The sequence below is a fragment of the Streptomyces sp. NPDC005805 genome (genome assembly GCF_040630445.1).
GTDB lineage: Bacteria > Actinomycetota > Actinomycetes > Streptomycetales > Streptomycetaceae > Streptomyces.
This window is the reverse complement of record NZ_JBEXXN010000058.1, coordinates 1-19,536: the sequence shown is the minus strand read 5'-3', so window position 1 is coordinate 19,536 and position 19,536 is coordinate 1. Positions and strand designations below refer to the sequence as shown.

Annotated in this window: 14 protein-coding genes; 4 read left to right on the top strand and 10 right to left on the bottom strand. The window is 75.3% G+C overall.

Features of this window, described 5'->3' with window-relative positions; translation table 11 throughout:
* Window positions 1–45: 45 nt before the first annotated feature.
* On the bottom strand, window positions 46–2,868 hold the full coding sequence (locus tag ABZ457_RS25410; protein ID WP_359161518.1) for an EAL domain-containing protein: 2,823 nt from the start codon (window positions 2,866–2,868) through the stop codon (window positions 46–48).
* A 380-nt stretch (window positions 2,869–3,248) separates the two neighbouring features.
* Window positions 3,249–4,202 carry a 2-hydroxyacid dehydrogenase gene (locus tag ABZ457_RS25405; protein ID WP_359161439.1) on the bottom strand — a complete coding sequence of 318 codons (954 nt, stop codon included), beginning with the start codon at window positions 4,200–4,202 and terminating at the stop codon, window positions 3,249–3,251.
* Between the two features lie 118 nt (window positions 4,203–4,320).
* On the opposite strand from ABZ457_RS25405, the gene ABZ457_RS25400 reads away from it, so the two are divergent.
* The 3 genes from ABZ457_RS25400 (at window position 4,321) to ABZ457_RS25390 (ending at window position 7,029) form a co-directional block, all read left to right on the top strand.
* Window positions 4,321–5,379, top strand: a complete 1,059-nt coding sequence (locus ABZ457_RS25400; RefSeq protein ID WP_359161436.1) for an aldo/keto reductase — start codon at window positions 4,321–4,323, stop codon at window positions 5,377–5,379.
* 165 nt (window positions 5,380–5,544) lie between these two features.
* Complete coding sequence (locus tag ABZ457_RS25395; protein ID WP_359161433.1) at window positions 5,545–6,717, top strand: PQQ-dependent sugar dehydrogenase; 1,173 nt, start codon at window positions 5,545–5,547, stop codon at window positions 6,715–6,717.
* 87 nt (window positions 6,718–6,804) lie between these two features.
* Window positions 6,805–7,029, top strand: a complete 225-nt coding sequence (locus ABZ457_RS25390) for a DUF6191 domain-containing protein (RefSeq protein ID WP_359161430.1) — start codon at window positions 6,805–6,807, stop codon at window positions 7,027–7,029.
* A gap of 458 nt (window positions 7,030–7,487) precedes the next feature.
* On the opposite strand, the gene ABZ457_RS25385 is transcribed toward ABZ457_RS25390, so the two are convergent.
* The 5 genes from ABZ457_RS25385 to ABZ457_RS25365 all read right to left on the bottom strand — a co-directional run bounded on the left by ABZ457_RS25385 (window position 7,488) and on the right by ABZ457_RS25365 (window position 15,789).
* Window positions 7,488–10,592 carry an AAA family ATPase gene (locus tag ABZ457_RS25385; RefSeq protein WP_359161515.1) on the bottom strand — a complete coding sequence of 1,035 codons (3,105 nt, stop codon included), beginning with the start codon at window positions 10,590–10,592 and terminating at the stop codon, window positions 7,488–7,490.
* 272 nt (window positions 10,593–10,864) lie between these two features.
* Window positions 10,865–11,047 carry a hypothetical protein gene (locus ABZ457_RS25380; RefSeq protein ID WP_359161427.1) on the bottom strand — a complete coding sequence of 61 codons (183 nt, stop codon included), beginning with the start codon at window positions 11,045–11,047 and terminating at the stop codon, window positions 10,865–10,867.
* A gap of 171 nt (window positions 11,048–11,218) precedes the next feature.
* Complete coding sequence (gene rox / locus ABZ457_RS25375; protein WP_359161423.1) at window positions 11,219–12,694, bottom strand: rifampin monooxygenase; 1,476 nt, start codon at window positions 12,692–12,694, stop codon at window positions 11,219–11,221.
* Window positions 12,695–12,913: 219 nt separating this feature from the next.
* Window positions 12,914–13,498, bottom strand: coding sequence for a GNAT family protein (locus ABZ457_RS25370; protein ID WP_359161512.1), 585 nt, complete (start codon window positions 13,496–13,498; stop codon window positions 12,914–12,916).
* Between the two features lie 74 nt (window positions 13,499–13,572).
* The gene (locus ABZ457_RS25365; RefSeq protein WP_359161420.1) at window positions 13,573–15,789 is read right to left on the bottom strand and encodes an MMPL family transporter; all 2,217 of its coding nucleotides are present in this window, start codon (window positions 15,787–15,789) and stop codon (window positions 13,573–13,575) included.
* Window positions 15,790–16,123: 334 nt separating this feature from the next.
* On the opposite strand from ABZ457_RS25365, the gene ABZ457_RS25360 reads away from it, so the two are divergent.
* Window positions 16,124–17,035 (top strand): hypothetical protein, encoded by a 912-nt coding sequence (locus ABZ457_RS25360; RefSeq protein ID WP_359161417.1) that lies wholly within the window; start codon window positions 16,124–16,126, stop codon window positions 17,033–17,035.
* Between the two features lie 43 nt (window positions 17,036–17,078).
* Here ABZ457_RS25360 and ABZ457_RS25355 read toward each other — a convergent pair whose 3' ends face one another.
* The 3 genes from ABZ457_RS25355 to ABZ457_RS25345 all read right to left on the bottom strand — a co-directional run bounded on the left by ABZ457_RS25355 (window position 17,079) and on the right by ABZ457_RS25345 (window position 19,357).
* The gene (locus ABZ457_RS25355; RefSeq protein WP_359161414.1) at window positions 17,079–17,363 is read right to left on the bottom strand and encodes a hypothetical protein; all 285 of its coding nucleotides are present in this window, start codon (window positions 17,361–17,363) and stop codon (window positions 17,079–17,081) included.
* An 87-nt stretch (window positions 17,364–17,450) separates the two neighbouring features.
* Window positions 17,451–18,086, bottom strand: a complete 636-nt coding sequence (locus ABZ457_RS25350; protein WP_359161411.1) for a hypothetical protein — start codon at window positions 18,084–18,086, stop codon at window positions 17,451–17,453.
* Window positions 18,083–19,357: an AAA family ATPase gene (locus ABZ457_RS25345; RefSeq protein WP_359161408.1), complete on the bottom strand. Its 1,275-nt coding sequence runs from the start codon at window positions 19,355–19,357 to the stop codon at window positions 18,083–18,085. The genes ABZ457_RS25350 and ABZ457_RS25345 overlap by 4 nt, the downstream gene beginning before the upstream one ends.
* Between the last annotated feature and the right edge of the window lie 179 nt (window positions 19,358–19,536).

Below are 19,536 nucleotides of genomic sequence, written 5' to 3'. Positions count from 1 at the left end.
TCGGGTGCGCATGGCACAGACCCTCCCCCCGACGCACTGTCACTGTCAAGTGGGTGGGACACGCGTCTCACTATTCGAGCCGTTGCGTGCCTGCGGGATTCCGGCGGTGAGCAGCGGCAACGGCATCCCGGCGGGTACCGGGTAGGTGCCGCGGACCAGGGCGCGGCGCAGCCGGTACTCGTCCAGCGGCCCGGAGAAGGCCATTCCCTGGCCGTGGGTGCAGCCCATCGCGCGCAGGGCGAGGACCTGCTCGGGGACGTCGACGCCGTCGGCCACCGCGTGCATACCGAGGTCGCGGGCGATCCGCAGCAGCCCGCTGGTGATCTTGTGCAGTCGGGCCGACTCGACGACCCCCTCGACCAGCCCCCGGTCCAGCTTGAGGACGTCCACGGGGAGGCGGCGCAGGGCGTTGATCGCCGCGTAGCCGCTGCCGAAGCCGTCGAGGGCGATCCGCACACCGAGCCGGCGCAGGGCGGTGAGCCGCTGTTCCAGGTCGTCGAAGGAGATCCGCGGGTCGCTGTCGGCCAGCTCGATGACCAGGGCGCCGGAGGGGAGCTGGTGCCGGGTGAGCAGGGCCTCGATGGAGCCGAGGGGCAGGGAGCGGTCGAGGAGCAACCGGGCGGAGAGCCGCACGGAGACAGGGGTGGGATGGCCGAGCCGCCCGCGTTCGGCGGCCTGCGCCACGGCCTCCTCCAGCAGCCAGCGTCCCAGTTCGGCGGCGCGGTTGCCGTCGTCGGCGACCCGCAGGAACTCGGCGGGGGTGAAGAGGATGCCCTGCGCCGATCTCCAGCGCGCCTGGGCGGAGACGGCGGTGATCCGGCCGGTGGCCAGGCTGACCACCGGCTGGTGGAGCAGCGCGAACTCGCCGTCGTGCAGGGCGCTGCGCAGCTTGGCGGCCAGCTCGGTGCGGCGCACCACCTCCGCCTGCATCTGCGGGGCGTAGAGCTCGACGCGGTCCTTGCCGGCGGCCTTCGCCCGGTACATGGCGAGGTCGGCGTTGCGCATCAGGTCGCCGGGGTCGATGGAGGGCTCGGCGAAGGCGACGCCGATGGAGGCGGCGACCCGCACCTCGGCGCCGTCGATGCGGTACGGCTGGGAGAGCATCAGCCGCAGCCGGTCGGCGATCTCGTGGACCTGGAGTTCGCGGTCGGCCTGGGCGGTGGTGCCGTCGCCGACGATGAGGGCGGCGAACTCGTCGCCGCCGAGCCGGGCCGCGGTGTCCCCGGCCCGTACGGATTCGGCCAGTCTTCGGGCGGCCTGGACGAGGAGTTCGTCGCCCGCCTGATGGCCGAGACGGTCGTTGACGCCCTTGAATCCGTCGAGGTCGATGAAGAGCACCGCGGTGGCCCGGTCGCCGGCCCGGCGGCCGGAGAGGGCACGGCGCACCCGCTCGGTGAACAGGGCCCGGTTGGGCAGGTCGGTGAGGGGGTCGTGCTCGGCGTTGTGCTGCAACTGGGCCTGGAGGCGCACGCGTTCGGTGACGTCCCGGCTGTTGAAGATCAGACCGCCCTGGTGGCGGCTGACGGTGGACTCCACATTCAGCCAGGTGCCGGTTCCGGAGCGGAAGCGGCACTCCATCCTGGTGGTGGGTTCCTCGGCGGGCTGGGCGGCGAGGAAGCGCCGGACCTCGTGCACGACCCGTCCGAAGTCCTCGGGATGGATCAGGGAGGCCAGTTCGGAGCCGACGAGTTCCTCCGCGTCCCGGCCGTAGACCTTGGTGGCGGCGGGTGAGACGTAGCGCAGCACCCCGCTGGGGGCGGCGATCATGATGACGTCGCTGGAGCCCTGCACCAGGGAGCGGAAGTGGCTCTCCTTCTGGGCGAGTTCATGGCTGAGGGCGATGTTGTCCAGCAGCATGATGCCCTGGCGGACCACGAGGGCGAGGACGACGGTGCAGCCGGTGATCACGACCACCCGGTCCACCCGGCGGCCCTCGGTGACGCTGTAGAGGATGCCGAGGGTGCAGATCGCCGCCGCGAGATACGGCGTGAGGGCGGTGAGGGAGCTCGCCAGCGGCCGGGCGGCCCTGCCGGGCCGCCGGGGGCCGCGCGCCGCCCCGCCAGCCGCCTCCACGGCCCTGCGCGCCCCCCAGGGGGCGTACGCGAGGAGCAGCGAGCCGGCGAACCAGCCGGCGTCCAGGAGCTGGCCGGAGCGGTAGCTGTCGCGCAGCAGCGGTGAGGTGAACAGGGCGTCGCACAGCACGGTCAGGGCGAGCCCTGCGATGGCCGTGTTGACCGCGGAGCGGCTGCCGGGGGTGCGCCGGAAGTGCAGGGCCAGCACCATGCTGACCAGCACGATGTCGAGCAGCGGGTAGGCGAGGGCCAGGGCGGCCGGGGCCACGCTCTCGCCCCGGGCGTGCGCGGTGTGGGCGAGCGCCAGGCTCCAGGAGAGGGTCAGCAGGGAGCCGCCGATCAGCCAGGCGTCGAGGCCCAGGCAGACCCAGCCGGCCCGGCCCGAGGGGCGCTTGGCCAGCACCAGCAGGCCGACGATGGCCGGCGGTGCGAAGCAGAGGAAGAAGAAGTCGGCGACGGACGGGCTCGGCACCGGGGCGTCGAGCACCACCTCGTACCAGCCCCAGACCGCGTTTCCCGCGGCGGCCATGAACGAGGAGAACGAGAACAGCAGCCAGGCGGGGCGGAAGCGGCACTCGGGTGTGCGCGCGTAGAGCAGGCAGGAGACGGCGGCGATCAGGGCGGCCGCGCTCAGCCCGAAGTCGCCCATGATCAGGGCGAGTTCCCGGGAGCCCCAGCCGAGGCCGGCGCCCACCGCGTACGCCGCGCAGACGGCGGCGAGCGCGAGCTGCCGGCGCAGCGCGGTGCCGCCCGCCGGGCGGGTCTCGCGGGCCGTGAGCGCGCCGGGGGCGCTCACCGGACCGCCTCCGCCCGCGCCGTCGGCGCCCGGTGCCGCGCGGGGCGGCCGGACGGCGGGCACGGGCGGGGCCGGGCGCCGCGTGGCGCCCGGCCCGCCGGGGCGCACGGAGGTGGTCGTCGGCGGCTCCGCCGCGTCGGTTCGTCGGTCCATCGGCCCCGCATCGCCCGTCGCCCCCCTCAGGTCTGATCGGCAGTCAGTGCGCGTGCGCGTAGCCGCACCGCCCCTCTGCGTCCGGTGCAGCCCCCAGGTCGGGACGATACACCAATATCGTCACTCAGGGACATAGCGCCTCTACTCTCCGTGACGACCTGCGACAACGGGGCCACGCGGCGCATTCGGGTGACTTCGCAGGGTGAGGTCCCGGCGGCGCCGGGTGATCAACCGCCGGTCGTCAGCACCACGTTGCGCGGCTCCTCCCCCGCGGCGAAGCGGCTCACCTGATCGGCGAGCAGGCGCTTGGCGCGGGGCATGAACGCCGAGGTGGAGCCGCCGACATGGGGGCTGATCAGCACTCCGGGGGCGTGCCACAGCGGATGTCCGGCGGGCAGCGGCTCGGGGTCGGTGACATCGAGGGCGGCGGTGATCCGGCCCGTCTCCACCTCCGCGAGCAGGGCCTTTGTGTCCACGACCGGGCCGCGGGCCACGTTCACCAGCAGCGCCCCGTCCTTCATCCGGGCCAGGAAATCGGCTCCCACCAGGCCCTTCGTCCGCTCCGTGAGCGGCGTCGTGATGATCACCACGTCCGCTTCGGGCAGCAGGGCGGGCAGATCGGCGAGTGCGCGCACTTCGCCGCGCTCCGATGTCCGCGCGGAGCGCGCGACGCGCGCCACCCGCGCGCACTCGAAGGGCGCGAGCCGGTCCTCGACGGCCGCGCCGATGGAGCCGTAGCCGACGATCAGGACCGATGTGTCCGCGAGGGCCGGGTAGAAGCCCGAGCGCCACTCCTCGGCGTCCTGTCCGCGCACGAACCCGGGAATCCCGCGCAGCGAGGCCAGGACCAGGGCGAGGGTCAGCTCCGCGGTCGACGCCTCGTGCACGCCCTTGGCGTTGCACAGCCGCACCCCGGCGGGCAGGGAGGCGAGGCCGGGCTCCACATGGTCCGTGCCGGCGGAGAGGGTCTGCACCACGCGCACCGACCGCATGGCCTCCAGCGGGCGTATGGCGATCTCCATGCCCTTCATATAGGGCACGGCGTAGAAGACGCAGTCGGCCGGATCGGCCGGGAAGTCCGCTCCGCCGTCCCAGAAACGGTAGGTGAGGCCCGAGTCCGCGGGCGAGGGAAGGCCGTCGATCTCGTCGGCGGCGATGGGCAGCCACACATCGGAAGTCATGGTCAGGAGGCTATGCGAAGCCGGGCCGTACGCATCGGCGCCGTGGGCATTGGTTAAGTTCTTGGGGCGGCCCGGCCCGGTCCACGAAAAGGCCCACACGGAAGGCGGTTACGGGGAGTTGGAGCGCAGGACGATCGGTGCGGCGGCCCTTCGGGTGGGCGCCGTCGGGCTCGGCTGCATGCCGATGAGCTGGGCGTACACCGGCTCGCAGCAGCGGGGGGAGCGCTCCTTGCGCACCGTGCACGCCGCGCTGGACGCCGGGACGACCCTGCTGGACACCGCCGACATGTACGGCCCGTTCACCAATGAGCTGCTGCTGGGCCGGGCCCTGAAGGAGCGGCGCGCGGACGCCTTCGTGTCGACGAAGGTGGGGCTGCTCCTCGGTGACCAGCACCTGGTCGCCAACGGCCGCCCCGGCTATGTGCGCAGGGCGTGCGACGCCTCGCTGCGCAGGCTGCGGACCGATGTGATCGACCTGTACCAGCTGCACCGGGCCGACCCCGAGGTGCCCGTCGAGGAGACCTGGGGCGCGATGGCCGAGCTGGTCACGGCGGGGAAGGTACGGGCGCTGGGGCTGTGCGCGGTGGGCGACGCGGGCGGCGGTGCCGGTGGCGCCCGGCCGGGCGTCCGGGCCGTTCGGGCCGTTGGGGCCCGGGCCGGGCGGCGGGCCGGGGGCGATCCGCACGACGGAACGATCCGCCAACTGGAGCGCGTACAGCAGGTGTTCCCGGTCAGCGCGGTGCAGGCGGAGCTGTCGGTCTGGTCGCCCGAGGCGCTGACGCGGCTGCTGCCGTGGTGCGAGGCGCGGGGCGTCGGGTTCCTGGCGGCGATGCCGCTGGGCAGCGGCTTCCTCACGGGGACACTGACCCCGGGGCAGGGCTTCGAGCCGGACGACGCCCGGGCCCGGCACCCCCGGTTCACCGCCGAGATGATGGCCGCGAACCAGCCCGTGGTCGCGGGGCTGCGCAGGGTCGCCGAACGGCACGGCCCCGGCGCCACCGCGGCGACGGTGGCACTGGCGTGGGTGCTGGGCCGGGGCCGGCACGTGGTGCCCGTGCCGGGGTCGAAGCGGCCCGAGTGGGCGGTCCGGAACGCGGCGGCCGCCGGGCTGCGGCTCACGGAGCGGGACCTCGCCGAGATCGCGGCGCTGCCGCGCGCCCTGGGCTCCTGGGACTGAGGAGCCCTCTCCGGGGCGGCCCGCTCCGGAGGGGGCCTTCCGGGGGACGGGATTCTTTCCGAAGATCGGGAACCTCCGGGGGCGCCCGGGTGTAAGACAGGTAGGAGACAGGCACGTCACCCGCGCTCGCCGCACACCGCGAGCTGCCGTCGAAGGGATCCCACCGTGCACCGTCCAGCTCTGGCGGCCGCCCTGGCCGCCGCCGCGCTCGTCCTGACGGCCGGCTGCTCGTCGGGGGACGCGGGGGACCCGGCGGGCGGCACCGCCGGCTCCCCGTCCGCCGCGGGCTCCTCCCCCGCCGCGTCCGGCCCGGCCGCCTCCGCCACCCCCTCCGCCCCGCCCGCCAAGGGCTCGGTCGAGGTGGTGTCCACGCTGACCGAGGGACTGGAGTCGCCCTGGGGCGCGGCCGCGCTGCCCGGCGGGGACCTGCTGGTGGCCTCCCGGGACGGGGGCACGATCACCCGGGTCGCGGCCGAGGGCGGGAAGAAGACCGAGCTGGGCGCGGTCCCGGGTGTCTCACCGGGCGGCGAGGGCGGCCTGCTGGGCCTCGCCGTCTCGCCCGACTTCGCCTCGGACCGGATGGTCTACGCGTACTTCACCACCGCCTCGGACAACCGCATCGCCCGCATGCTGTACGACGAGGGCAAGCCGGCCGGGCAGCAGCTCGGCGCGCCCGACACGGTGCTGCGGGGCATCCCCAAGGGCGTGATCCACAACGGCGGCCGGATCGCCTTCGGCCCGGACCGGATGCTGTACGCGGGCACCGGCGAGGCCGGTGACACCGGGCTGTCCCAGGACAGGGAGTCCCTCGGCGGCAAGATCCTGCGGATGACGCCGGACGGGCAGCCCGTGCACGGCAACCCGGACGCCGACTCGGTGGTGTACTCGCTGGGCCACCGCAATGTGCAGGGCCTCGCCTGGGACGGCGAGAAGCGGCTGTGGGCGGCCGAGTTCGGGCAGAACACCTGGGACGAGCTGAACCTGATCGAGCCGGGGAAGAACTACGGCTGGCCGGAGGTGGAGGGCCGGGCCGGGGAGTCCGGGTTCACCGACCCGGTCGCGCAGTGGCGGACCTCCGAGGCCTCGCCGAGCGGTATCGCCTGGGCCGAGGGCTCGATCTGGATGGCGGGCCTGCGCGGTGAGCGGCTCTGGCGCATCCCGCTCGCCGGAACGGAACCTTCCGCGGACCCCCAGCCGTTCCTGGAGGAGGAGTACGGCCGCCTGCGCACGGTCCTGCCGGCCGGCGGTGACCAGTTGTGGCTGATCACGAGTGAGACCGACGGCCGGGGAAACCCGGGGCAGGGTGACGACCGGATTCTCCGCCTGGAGGTCCGCTAGCACCCGCCCGCCCGCGGAAGCCGGCGGAGCACGTCTGCGACACCCTCCCGGACGGACCGGGAGGCCCACCGGGGAGGTGGCCGAGCGGTGTTCGACCTGTTCCATGAACTGTTCTCCCCCGGCCGCGCGCACACCGAGGCCGAACGCAACCGCCTGGAGCTCACCCGCGAGGACGTGGGGGACGGCGCGGAGCCCGGCTGCGGGCCGATAGACCTCACCTCGGGCGTGGTCACGGTCCGCCGCCCGGCGGTGCCCGACCCGGGCGAGGCCTCCGGACCGGACGGCCCCGAGGGACCCCCGCCGGAGGCGTGAGGGCCGCCGCGGGCGGCTCGGACCGGGGCGCGTCGGGGTGGACCGGGGCTGCGGGGCCGGACGGGCCGACCGCGCCTGCTGGCGGAAACGTGCTCCGCCCGTGCCGGCGTGGTCTCTCCGGGCCCAGTCGGAGGCCGGGGACACTGCGGGCCGGTGGGCGCGGGGCCGAAGGCTTCCCACCGGTAGCGCAAAGGCCCGCCGCAGGCGGCTCGGACGGGCGGCGGGATGCGCCCCGAGGCACCCGGCCCGGACGGGCCGGACGCCAACGGGCGCGTCGGGACGTCGGCCGCGTGCCCCAGCGGGGCGCGTCACGGCCCGGGGCCTCCAGCGGGCCGATAGGCGCGAGGCCGGTGGCGCGGGGCCGAGGCCGGTGGCGCGAGGCACCGGGCCCGGACGGACCGACCGCGCCTGGACAGGCTGACGGGGGGCCGGCCCGCCGAGTGGCCCGGCGGGCCGCGTCACGGCCGGGGCGGGGTGTCCAGCAGGTCGGTGAAGAGGCGGAGGCGATGCGCCACCGCCGCCGCCTCCACCCGGCCCGTGACGCCCAGCTTGGCGAGGATGTTGGAGACATGGACACTCGCCGTCTTCGGCGAGATGTACAGCTCCTCGGCGATACGGCGGTTGCTGTGCCCGGCGGCGACCAGCCGCAGGACGTCCCGCTCGCGCGGGGTCAGACCGAGCGCTGCGGCCTCCGCGCGGTCCGGCTCACCGGTCGTGGCGGCCGGCGCGGGGGTTTCACCGGCGGCCGTGGCCGGGGCGATCCGGGCGCGGCGGGCCAGCAGGGCGACGTCCTCCGCGAGCGGGCGGGCGCCCAGCTCCCGGGCCGTCTCCCCCGCCAGCCCCAGCAGCTCCGCCGCCGAGGCACGGCGTTCGTCCGCCGGTCCGGGCGCGGCGGGCCGCAGCAGGGACTCGGCCCACCGCAGACGCACCCGCGCCAGATCGTGCGGGCGGTCCAGCGGCTCGACGGCACGCACCGCCTCCGCCCAGTCCTCGGCCGTGTCGGCGTCCTCGGCCCGGCGCAGTTCCGCGCGGACCCAGCGTTCCAGGGCGTGCCAGACGGGTACGGCGGTGGGCAGGCTCCGGGCGGCGGCGCGGATGCGGTCGAGGCGGGCGGCGCGTTCCGGCGCGGTGGCCGGCAGGTCCCTGGTGTCGGCCTCCAGGGTCGCGGCCGCCAGCAGCAGGGGCCAGGCGTAGCACTGGGTGCCGGGCGGGAAGCCCTCGGCGGCGACCCGCGCCAGCTCGGCGCGCGCGTCGGCCTGGCGGCCCTCGGCGGCGGCGAGGCGCAGGGTGACGACGGCGAGCGGCAGGGTCTTCTGCGGCATGGGGTCGTGCGGGCCGAAGAACTCCCGGGCCCCGGCCAGGCGGGCGGCGGCCCCGGCGGTGTCTCCGCGGTCCACGGCGAGCAGGGCCAGCACCGCGGAGGCGTACCCCTTCGGGACGGGGCTGGTCGCCGTGCGCAGGGCCTGTTCGCCAGCCTCCTGGGCGCGGTCCCACTGCCCGAGCGCGTGGCGGGTCTCGGCGAGGTTGCTGCGGACCCACGCCTCGTGGTCGCGCAGGCCGTACCGCTCGCAGTGGGCCAGCCCCTCGACGAGGAGGTCCAGGCCCTCGCGGTAGCGGCCCGTGTTGTGCAGCACGGAGGGCAGGTTCACATGGGAGCGGCCGATGTGCGCGGGCAGCCGCAGCTCCAGGACGCGTTCCCGGACCTCGTGCATCTCCTTCAGGCCGCCGTCGATGTCGCCGGAGTCGACGAGGAGGCTGCCGAGGGTGAGCCGGGACCGGAGTTCGATGTCCTCGTCGCCGACCATCCGGGCGTAGGCGACGGCCCGTTCGGCGGTGGCCAGGCTCTCCGGGCCGGGGTTGTGCGTCATGCCCCAGGAGGCGGAGTCGGCGAGGACCTCGGCGTGCACGGCGGACGGCGGCAGTCCGCGCACCAGGTCCTGGGCGGTGCTGAGTTCGGCCCAGCCGTCGCCCCGGCCGAGGGAGGAGACCAGGCGGGAGCGCTGGATGGAGAACCAGGCGGCGCGCAGCGGGTCGCCGTCCTCCTCGGCGAGGCGCTGCCCGCGCTTGCTGATCTTGTAGGCGCGTTCGCGTTCGCCGCAGAGGCGTCCGGCGACGGTGGCCTCGGCCATCAGGTCGAGATAGCGCAGCGGGGCGGTGGCCGGGTCGCAGCCGCAGGGCGGGTAGACCTCGACGTGGTCGACGGGGCGCAGCCCGTCCCGTACCTCCGGGGAGGCGGCCTCCCACAGGTCCATCGCGCGCTCCAGGAGCCGTAGTTGCTCCGCGTAGGCGTGGCGGCGGCGGGCGGCCACGGAGGCGGCGAGGACCGCGGGCAGGGCCTTGGCCGCGTCGCCCGCGCGGTACCAGTAGGTGGCGAGGCGGGTGGTGCGCTCCTCCTCGCGCACCAGGCCCGGGTCGGCCTCCAGGGCCTCGGCGTAACGCCGGTTGAGCCGGGAGCGCTCGCCGGGCAGCAGGTCGTCGCTGACGGCCTCCCGGGCGAGGGAGTGGCGGAAGCGGTAGCCGTCGCCGTCCGGGGTGGCGAGCAGGATGTTGGCGCCGACGGCGGCCCGCAGCGCCTCGTCGAGGTCGTCGTCGGGCAGCCCGGCGACGGCCTGGAGCAGGGCGTGCTCGACGGTGGAGCCGCCCTCGGCCAGGATGCGCGCCACCCGCTGGGTGTCCTCGGTCAGCGTCTCGATGCGGACCAGGAGGATGTCCCGCAGGGAGTCCGGCAGCCCGGAGCAGGAGTCGGCGCTGAGGCTGGCGGAGAGTTCCTCCACGAAGAAGGCGTTGCCGTCGGAGCGTTCGAAGACGCGGTCGACGAGGGCGGGCGCCGGGTCGTCGGCGAGGATGCCGGCCATCTGGCGGGCGACCTCGGAGCGGTTGAAGCGGGTCAGCTCGACGCGCTGGACCGTGCGGGTGCGGTCCAGTTCGGCGAGGAGGGGGCGCAGCGGGTGGCGCCGGTGCACGTCGTCGGACCGGTAGGTGGCGATCAGGAGCAGCCGCCCTCGGCGCAGGGTGCGCAGGAGGTAGGCGAGCAGATGACGGGTGGAGGCGTCGGCCCAGTGCAGGTCCTCCAGGACCAGCACGACGGTGTGCCGCGCGGAGACGCGCTCCAGCAGCCGGGCGGCGAGTTCGAAGAGGCGCGCGGTGCCGGACTCGTCGCGGTGCGCGGACTCGGCGCGCGGGCCGAGTTCCGGGAGCAGCAGGGCGAGTTCGTCCTCCTGTCCGGCCGCGGCCCCGGCGAACTCCTCGGGAAGGCGGCGGTGCAGGGCGCGCAGCGCGGTGGAGAAGGCGGCGAAGGGGAGGCCGTCCGCGCCGATCTCGACGCAGCCGCCGACGGCGACGACGGCGTCCCGGCGGCACGCCTCGCTGAGCAGTTCCTCCACGAGCCGCGTCTTGCCGACACCGGCCTCGCCCCCGACGAGCAGCGCCTGCGGCTCCCCGCCCGCGCCGTCCCCGGCGGCCGGGCCCGTGGCACGGGTCAGGGCGTCGGTGAGCAGGGCGAGTTCACCGGCGCGGCCGACGAAGACGGGGCTGACGGATCGGGTCTCCACACCGCCGAGCATCGCACAGGGGTACGACACCCCCGGCCCCGCGTCCGCCGCCACCCCCGTGGGCGACGGACGCGGGGCGGGGGCGTCCGGGGGCCGGGCGGCCCCGCCGGACCCGGTCGAGCCCACAGGGGCGTCCGGCCCGGGGCCCGCCGCCCGGCCCACCGGCCCGGACACACCCGAGGCGCGGGCGGGCCCGGCCACAGCCGTGGGCTCCGGACCGGCCGACACGGGGCCGGACGAGCGGCGCTCCCGGGCCGACGCGCCGCCGGGCGGCGGCCCGCCGGTCATGCCGCGCGGGTGTAGCGGCTGGTGTCCGCTGGGTTCACCCGGCCCTTCCCGTCCTTGCGGCGGCGTCTGCGCCCGCCGCGGGCGGCGGCGCCGGCCACCGCCTCGCGGATGCGGCGCTGCTCCGCGGCCTCGCGGATCAGTTCGGCGCGGTGCAGCTCCTGGATCTCGTAGTGCAGCACGGGTGCTCCCTGGGTCGGCGGGCCGTGGCCCGGCGGTCGTGTCGCGGCGGCTGCCGCTGGACTCGACTCTCGCGCCTCAGGCGGGGGCGGCACATCGGGCGGCTGCCTCATGTTCGGGAGCGCCCGGTCCTTAGGGACGCCCCGCACCGGCCCGTATTCCCACCGGGCGCCTTAGATCCCGCCCGGGGCCCCCGCCGCGCCGAACCACCGCGGCAGGACGTCGAGGAGGTCCGGGTCCCGCCGCCCGTCCCCGGCCCAGGCCACATGCCCGTCCGGCCGCAGGAGCACCGCGCTCAGGCCCGCCAGGACCGGCGCGTCCCGCTCGTCCACGTCGTCGACGACGTGGTCCACGCGGTCCGCCCAGCCCGCCACCGAGAGGGTCCCGGTCCGGTCGAGCAGCAACCCGCGCCCGGTGTGCGTCAGTTCGTAGAGCCGCCGTCCCCCGGACAGCCTGAGGTCCCGCAGCCGCCGCCCGAGGAGCCCGGGGCCGTCGCCGAAGTCGTAGCGGACCCCGACCGCCGTGATCATCCCCGTCACGTACCGGTTCACCTCCTCGAAGTCCATCAGCTTCGAGAGCAGCTCCCGCAGCGCCGCCGGGCCCGGTTCGGTGCCCAACAGGGTGATCTGGGCACGGGTGTTGTCCAGTACGGCGGCGCCCACCGGGTGCCGTTCCGCGTGGTAGGTGTCCAGCAGCCCGTCCGGCGCCCAGCCGTTCACCTCCGCGGCGAGCTTCCAGCCGAGGTTGACCGCGTCCTGGACGCCGAGGTTGAGCCCCTGGCCGCCGGTCGGCGGGTGGATGTGCGCCGCGTCGCCGGCCAGCAGCACCCGCCCGGCCCGGTAGCGCTCGGCCTGCCGCGTCGCGTCCCCGAACCGGGAGAGCCAGCGCGGCGAGTGCACCCCGAAGTCCGTGCCGGCGTAGGCCCGGAGCTGCCGCCGGAAGTCGTCGAGGGTCGGCCCGGTCGCCCGGTCCTCTGCGACCCCGTCGGCGGGCACCACGATGCGGTACACCCCTTGCTGCCCGTCGATGTCGGGGGCGATCCCGAACCGCAGCTGCGTGCTGCGGACCTCCTCGACGGCGGCGGCGATCTCCTCCCGGTCGGCGGTCGCCTCCATGTCGCCGAGCAGGGTCTCCACGGTGGCGGGCTCGCCCGGGAAGCCGACCCCGAGGAGCTTGCGCACCGTGCTGCGGCCGCCGTCGCAGCCGACGAGGTAGCGCGCGCCGAGCCGGGCGCCGCCGGCCAGTTCGACGCGCACGCCCTCCTCGTCCTGACTCAGCCCGACCACCTCCTGCCCGCGCCGGATCTCGGCGCCGAGTTCACGGGCGCGCTCCTCCAGCAGGCGTTCGGTGACGGGCTGCGGGGTGGCGAGCCCGTAGGGGTGGGCGGTGTCCAGCCCCTCAGGCCACGGCTTGACGATCCCGCCGAAGAGACCGCCCGCCGTGAACGTCTCGCTGACCGCGAGGAAGCGGTCCAGCAGACCGCGCTGGTCCATCAGCTCCACGCTGCGCACATGCAGTCCGCGCCCCCGGGACTGACCGGTCGGCCCGGTCAGCCGCTCCAGCACGACCACCCGCACCCCGTGCAGCCGCAGTTCGGCGGCGAGCATCAGACCGGTCGGTCCGGCGCCGACCACGATCACATCGATCATCACAAATCCCCGTATATCCGCTCAGTTTCCGCGTCCGGCCTGCGATTCTGCGGCACGACCGGGGCCTTGCGGCAAGCCCCCCACTGCGCTATACGTTGAGAGTGGCAAGGAGTCGGTGACCTCCTTGCCCTTTCTGTTGTCCGGGGTCTGTTGCCGGGGCCGTTTCGGGGCACCCGCACCGGCGGGGACTCGGGCGTGTACATGTACCGGACGCGCCGCTCACACCCGTCCCGCACCGGGCTCCGCCGCCCGTGCCCTCCTCGCCCGCCACTCCGGGGCCAGGACGGACCACACCTCGATGTCCTGCCGCTCGCCCCGGTAGAGGTGACTCTGGCGCAGGACGCCCTCGCGGGTCATGCCGAGGCGGCGGGCGACGGCGATGCTGGGGGCGTTCGCGGAGGAGACCTGCCACTCCACGCGGTGGAAGCCGCGCGTCCGCACCGCCCAGTCGATGATCACGGTCGCGGCCCGGGTGACCAGGCCCCGCCCGGTCGCGGCGGGCTCCAGCCAGCAGCCCGCCTCGCAGGTGCCCTGGGCGGCGTCGATGACGGGGAAGAGCACCCCGCCGACCAGGGTGCCGTCCAGGCGGATGCCGTACATCCGGCCGGTGTCCGCGGCCGCCTTGTCCGCGTAGCGCTGGAGGTGGGCGCGGGCCCCGGCGAGGTCCCGGACCAGGTCGGGGAGGCCCACATGGCGGCCTATGTGCTCCCGGCCGCGTTCGATGTGGGCCAGGAACTCCTCGGCCTGCCAGGGCTCCAGGGGTCCCAGTTCCGCGCCGTCGTCACCCAGGCTGACCGTGTACACGCTGCTCCCCACCGTCGGGTCGTCGAGTCGTCGAGCAGCGGGGCGGCGGCCGCATCCGGCCGGACCGCCTACGCCTAGGGGACGAGTTCCTCGTCCTCGCGCCGCCGCTGCACCGGGATCTTCGCACGGGCCGCCTCGCGGCACCCGGGCTTCTCGATGCTGATGCGGGGCAGCCAGCGGTCCACCGAGCGGGGCAGCCACCAGTTGGCGCCGCCGAGCATGTGCATCAGCGCGGGCACCAGCAGGGTGCGCAGGACGAACGCGTCGAGGGCGACGGCCGCGGCCAGTCCGATGCCGAACATCGCGACCACCCGGTCCCCGCTCAGCACGAACGCGAGGAAGACCGAAATCATGATCACGGCGGCCGAGTTGATCACCCGGCTGGTCTCCGCGAGGCCCACCCGGACCGCGCGGCGGTTGTCGCCGGTCTCCAGCCACTCCTCGTACATCCGGCTGACCAGGAAGACCTGGTAGTCCATGGAGAGCCCGAAGAGGACCGAGACCATGATCACGGGCAGGAAGGGTTCGATGGGCCCGGCCCGGCCGAGGCCCAGCAGCTCGCTCCCCCAGCCCCACTGGAAGATCGCCACCACGACCCCGAACGCGGCGGCGACCGCGGCCACGTTCATCAGCGCGGCCTTGAGCGGGATGCCGACCGAGCGGAAGGCGAGCAGCAGGAGCAGGCAGCCGAGCGCGATCACGACGCCGACGAAGAGGGGCAGCTTGCCGACGATGATCGAGGCGAAGTCGTCGTAGCTCGCCGTCACCCCGCCGACGTACGTGGTGAGCGAGGTGCCCTGCTCGGCCGCCGGCAGGATCTCCTCGCGGAGCCGGTCGACCAGCTCGCTGGTGTCCTTGCTCTGCGGCGAGGTCTCCGGGACGACGGTCAGCACGGCGGTGTCGCCACTGCCGTTGTACGCGGCCGGTGAGGCGTCGGCGACGCCCGGGGTGGAGCGCAGGGTGCCCGCGAGGCGGTCCATGGCCACCTTGTCGTCCGCGCCGTCGAGGGTGGCGACGACGGTGAGCGGCCCGTTGACGCCGGGCCCGAAGCCCTCGGCGAGCAGGTCGTACGCCTGCCGGGTGGTGGCGGTGGCGGGCCCGTTGCCCTGGTCGGAGGTGCCGAGGTGGAGGGAGAGGGTCGGCAGGGCGAGGACCGCCATGACGACCGCGGCGACGGCGCCGAGCAGCTTGGGATGGCGCTCCACGAAGGCGGACCAGCGGGCCGCGAAGCCGGTCGGCAGCTCGGGCGCGGAGCCGTGCTCGGCGAGCCGGCGGCGCTCGCGGCGGCTGAGGGCGCGCATGCCGATGAAGGAGAGCAGCGCGGGGAGGAGGGTGACGGAGGCGGCGACGGTGAGCACCACGGTCAGCGAGGCGGCGACGGCCACGCCGTTGAGGAAGCCGAGGCGCAGGATCAGCATGCCGAGCAGGGCGATGCAGACGGTGGCCCCGGCGAAGACGACCGCCCGGCCGGTGGTGGCGACGGCCTCCCGGGCGGCCTCGGCGACCGGGAGCCCGCGTTTGAGGCCCTGGCGGTGTCTGGTGACGATGAACAGCGCGTAGTCGATGCCCACACCGAGGCCGATGAGGAGGCCCAGCATGGGCGCGAAGTCGGCGACGGTCATGACGTGCCCGAGGAGCACGATCCCCGCGTAGGCCGTGCCGACCGAGACCAGGGCGGTGGCGATGGGGAGGACGCTGGCGGCGAGGGAGCCGAAGGCGAGGAAGAGCACGACGGCGGCGACGGCCACGCCGACGATCTCCGCGAGGTGCCCGCCGGGCGCCTCGGTGAGGGCGACCGCCGTGCCGCCGACCGCGACCTCGGTCCCGGCGCCCTCGGCGGCCTCCGCGGTCTCCACGACCGCGGTGGCCTGGTCCACGGGGATCTCGTCGGCCTGCCGCTCGAAGGTGACCACGGCGTAGGCGGTGCGGCTGTCGGGGCTGATCTGCCCGGCGCCCTGCCCGCTGTAGGGGCTGGTGACGGAGGCGACGCCGTCGAGCCGGGCGACCTTGTCGAGCATCGCGGACATCCGCTGCTCGACGCCCGGATCGCGGACGCTGCCGCTGTCGCTGTCGGTGCGCCATACGACGTTGTCGCTGTCGCCGCCGCGCCCGTGGAAGCCCTCCTGGAGGAGGGCGGTGGCCCGGCCGGACTCGGTCCCGGGGACGTCGTAGTCGTTGGAGTACGCGGACCCGGCCACGACCGCGCCCGCGGCGGTGCCGCCGAGCGCGAGGAGCCAGAGCAGGACGACGACGAGGCGGTGCCTGACGCACCACCGGGCGATTGCTGCCAACGACTGCTCCCTGACTGGTTCGTGGATCTTTGACCGGGAACAGCCCGCAAAGAACGCATGACCTGCAGAGAACACTGTCGCAGGCGATCGTGATCGTTTGCCCGTTTCGTGGGCTTACTCACAGGGGTGGGCGATATCCGCCACCCGCCCGGTCCCCGCCCCCGCCCCCGCCCCGGTCCCGGCGAGTCCCCGTCCCGGTCCCCGCGAGGAGTCCGATCGACTTCCGGCCACATGATCCGGACGGCCCGGGACAGCCTGCGGGTCGGCGGACCGGCCCGTCGGGAATCGGCCTCGGTCGCCGTGCGGGCCCGCGATGCCGGCCGGGCCTGGCACGATGGCTGACATGGACACCTGGGGGAACCACCGGACGGCACTGACGCCGGCGGAGGCTGCGGAGTTCGCCCGCGCGCTGCACGAGGCGCCGGGGCCCGTCCCGTGCCCGGGGCCGGTCCCGTTCCCGGTGGTCGTCCACACCCCGGGCGCCTCCTCGGCCGAGCGCCGCGAGGCGCTGCGCGAGGTGTACGGGGCGATCGTGGCCCGGCTGGGCGAGCCGACCCTCTACGGCGGCTCGGCGCACGGCCCCTGCGTCCGGTGGCGCGACAGCAGCCGCACGGTGCTGCTCTCCGGCGATGTGCAGAGCGTGGGGCTCTCCGTCCACGACACGGCGACGCTGGAGCGCGAGGAGCACCGGCGGTTCGCCTGGAGCGGCCCCTCGGGCGAGGAGCCTTTCGACGCGCAATCCCTGCCGTACGTCTGGCAGTTGGACCGCGGCGGCCCCGGGGAGCGTCCGCCGGGCCCGCCACCGGCCCGCTCCGCGGTGAGCCTCGACCACTTCGGCGCCTGCCTGGAGGTCCTGCTCGCCTCCTGGGTCGAGCAGCTGCCGGTGCAGGTCGGCGCGGACTGGGCGAGCTTCACGCTGACGAGCACGGCCGACCGGGGCCGCCAGCTGGTCCTGTCGTACAGCATCGAGGACGGGCTGCACGCGGCGGTGGACGACCGGGACGCGCCCGGCGTCGACCTGCACACGCACACCATGCGCGCCCGCGGCTGGCAGTCCCACGACCGGGGCTGGTGGCAGACCGAGTACCCGGCCCCGGACCGGGCGGACGCGGCGGCGCTCGCGGGCCTGGTCGTCAACGAGCTGCGCGCCCGGGGCACGGTCCGCCCGGAGGAACTGCGGGCCCGGGACGCGAGCTGCAAGGACCGCGGGGAGCTGCGCCTGCCGGGCCTGGGCATACGCCACTGACCCGCCCCCGGCGTCCGGGAGCGGGTCAGGGCGGGGCGGAGCGTCAGGCGCCGAGGAGCCCCGTCACGGGGGCGAGCTGGCCCGTCAGCGGGTCCAGGTCGTGCGGCACACCCGCGAGCCGGTTGAGCCCGGCGAGCTGCTCCGAGGGGGCCGGGACGGCCTTGCTGTGCTCGGGGCCGACCGAGTCGGCGGCGAGCGCGTCGAGTTCGTCCGTCACCGAGAGCGGCTCGATCGGCCCGAGGGGCGCCGCGCTCGCGACGGGCGCGGCCAGGGCGGTGGCCCCCGCGGCGAGGGCGACGGCGGCGAGAAGGCGCTGTGCTGTGGTCATGCCGTGAGCAACGCGACGCCCCCTGATCGGTCACGGCCCACCCGACCCGATCACCCGCGCGAACGGGGCCCGGGGACGGCCCGGGGTCTACAGGAAGCCGGACGCCGCGAGCGCCGCCTCGGTCTCCTCGCACCACTGCCGGTAGGAGGGCACCTGGGCGAGCACGTCGAGATCCGTGTGCCGGACCAGCAACTCCGCCCGGTCGTGCAGCACTTCGCGCGCGTCCTCCCCGAGGAGCGCCTTCCAGACCTGCTTCGGCCCCAGTTTCGCCCTGCTCCCCTTGAACCGGACCTGCCCTTCGACGGCGGACGGCTTGGCGTACGGGTACTCCGGCAGCCCTCCGGCGACCCGTTCCAGCGCCACCCGGTCGGCGAGCATCCACGACTCCGTCATCAGCACGGGCACCAGCGGCACGGCCCTCCCGGCACGCGGGGCCGCGGCCCGGCGGACGTCCAGCTCGGCGACGAGCTTCAGCCGGGCGTCACGCGCGTCCTCGTCGCCGTGGACGAAGACGATGTCGCAGTCCCTCGCCAGCTCGGCCGCGGCTTCCAGCACCCGGTCCGGCCTGTCATTGGATCGGACCGGGGACACCTCGCAGGACAGGACGTCGACGGTCTGCGTGCTCCGTTCCAGCAGCAGCCGGTCGAGCTGACGGACCACCAACTGCTCCAGATAGGGCCCGTCGCTGCCCTCGACGAGCAGCCCCGGCAGGATCGTCCTCACCGTCCGCCGCCCCCCAGCCCGCGGAGCAGCCGCTCCACCCGCTCCGGGGTGACCGTCTCCCCCGGTTTGCGTCCGGGGTCGTACGGGCGCAGCGGGCGGGCGACGGTGGCGCGGGAGACGCTGCCGTCCGCCGGGTCCACGCGGTCCGCCTGCTCCAGGAAGACGATGCTGCCCGAGAGGTCGCCGCGCAGGGCCCCGAGCAGGGCGGGCGAGTGGGTGGAGGCGATGAGCTGGCGGTAGGACGCGGCTCCGGCGTCCACCCCGGTGCCGCGCCGGAGCCGGCGGACCAGGTCGGCGACGTGCTCCGGGTTCATGCCGTTCTCGATCTCCTCGACGCACATCCCGCCCGGCCACGCCGGGTCCTGCGCGGCCGCGAGGAGGGCGACCATCCGGAGGGTGCCGTCGGAGAGGGCGGGCGGGGAGAGCCAGCCGGTGCGGCTGAAGCGGACCTCGAAGTCGTACTCCTCGCGCCGCTCGTCGTACACGGTGCGCACGTCCTCGATGTCCTCGACGAGCGCGGCGAGGTCCGCGGCGAAGCGGCGCCACAGCGGGGGGCGTTCCTCGATGCGGCGCAGCACCTCGGCGGTGTTGGCGCCGTCGGGGGCGAGCCGCCCCTCGCCGAGGACGGGCGTCGGGCGGCGCAGGGCGGCCGGGTCCAGCAGCAGGGGCGGCCAGGCGGCGCACTCGCGGGCGGCGAGCATCCGCAGTTCCGCGCCCGGCTCGGCGAGCAGGGCGTCGTCCACGGTCTCCCCCGGGGGGAGCGCGGCACCCAGCGGGCCGTGGAAGGGCAGGTACGCGGCGCCCCGGCCCGCGGACCGGGCGGCGAAGGCGGCCCTGGCGCGCACCACGGCCTCGCGTGCGTCCCCGTCCAGGCCGACGCGTTCCATCCAGCCGGTCTCCTCCAGGCTGCTCACCCAGAGGGCGCTGCCCCGGGCGGGCCGCAGGGACCGGTGCTCGGTGCGGTCGAGCCGCAGCCGGATCCGGATCGGCAGCGGCCCGTCCGCGGTGGCGACCAGGGCCCCCACGGTGATCGTCAACTCGCTTCCGGGGCCCGCTTCGCCGCGACGGAACAGCCCGCCGGCGGCCAGGCGCGGGTCCCGGCGCACGGTGTCCTCGACGCCCCGGTCGGCCGTGCCCGCCACCAGCCGCAGGGCGTCGAAGAGGTTGGACTTCCCCGCGCCGTTGGCGCCCAGCACCAGCAGGGCCGGGGGCACGTCCAGGTGGAAGCCGCGGAACGACTTGAAGCCGTCGATCCGGATCTGGGTGATCATCCTCTGTGGTGCTCCTCCGCGATCGGCTCCCGCCACCCTAGCGGCGCCGGACCTCCCCCCGTCCGAACGCCCGAGGGGGCGCCCCCGCCGGGGGGGGGGGGGGGGGCCCCGGGGGGCGGGGATACCGGGGGGGGGGGGGCCCGGCGCCCCCGCGCGGGGGGGTGAGCGGCATGGAGCGG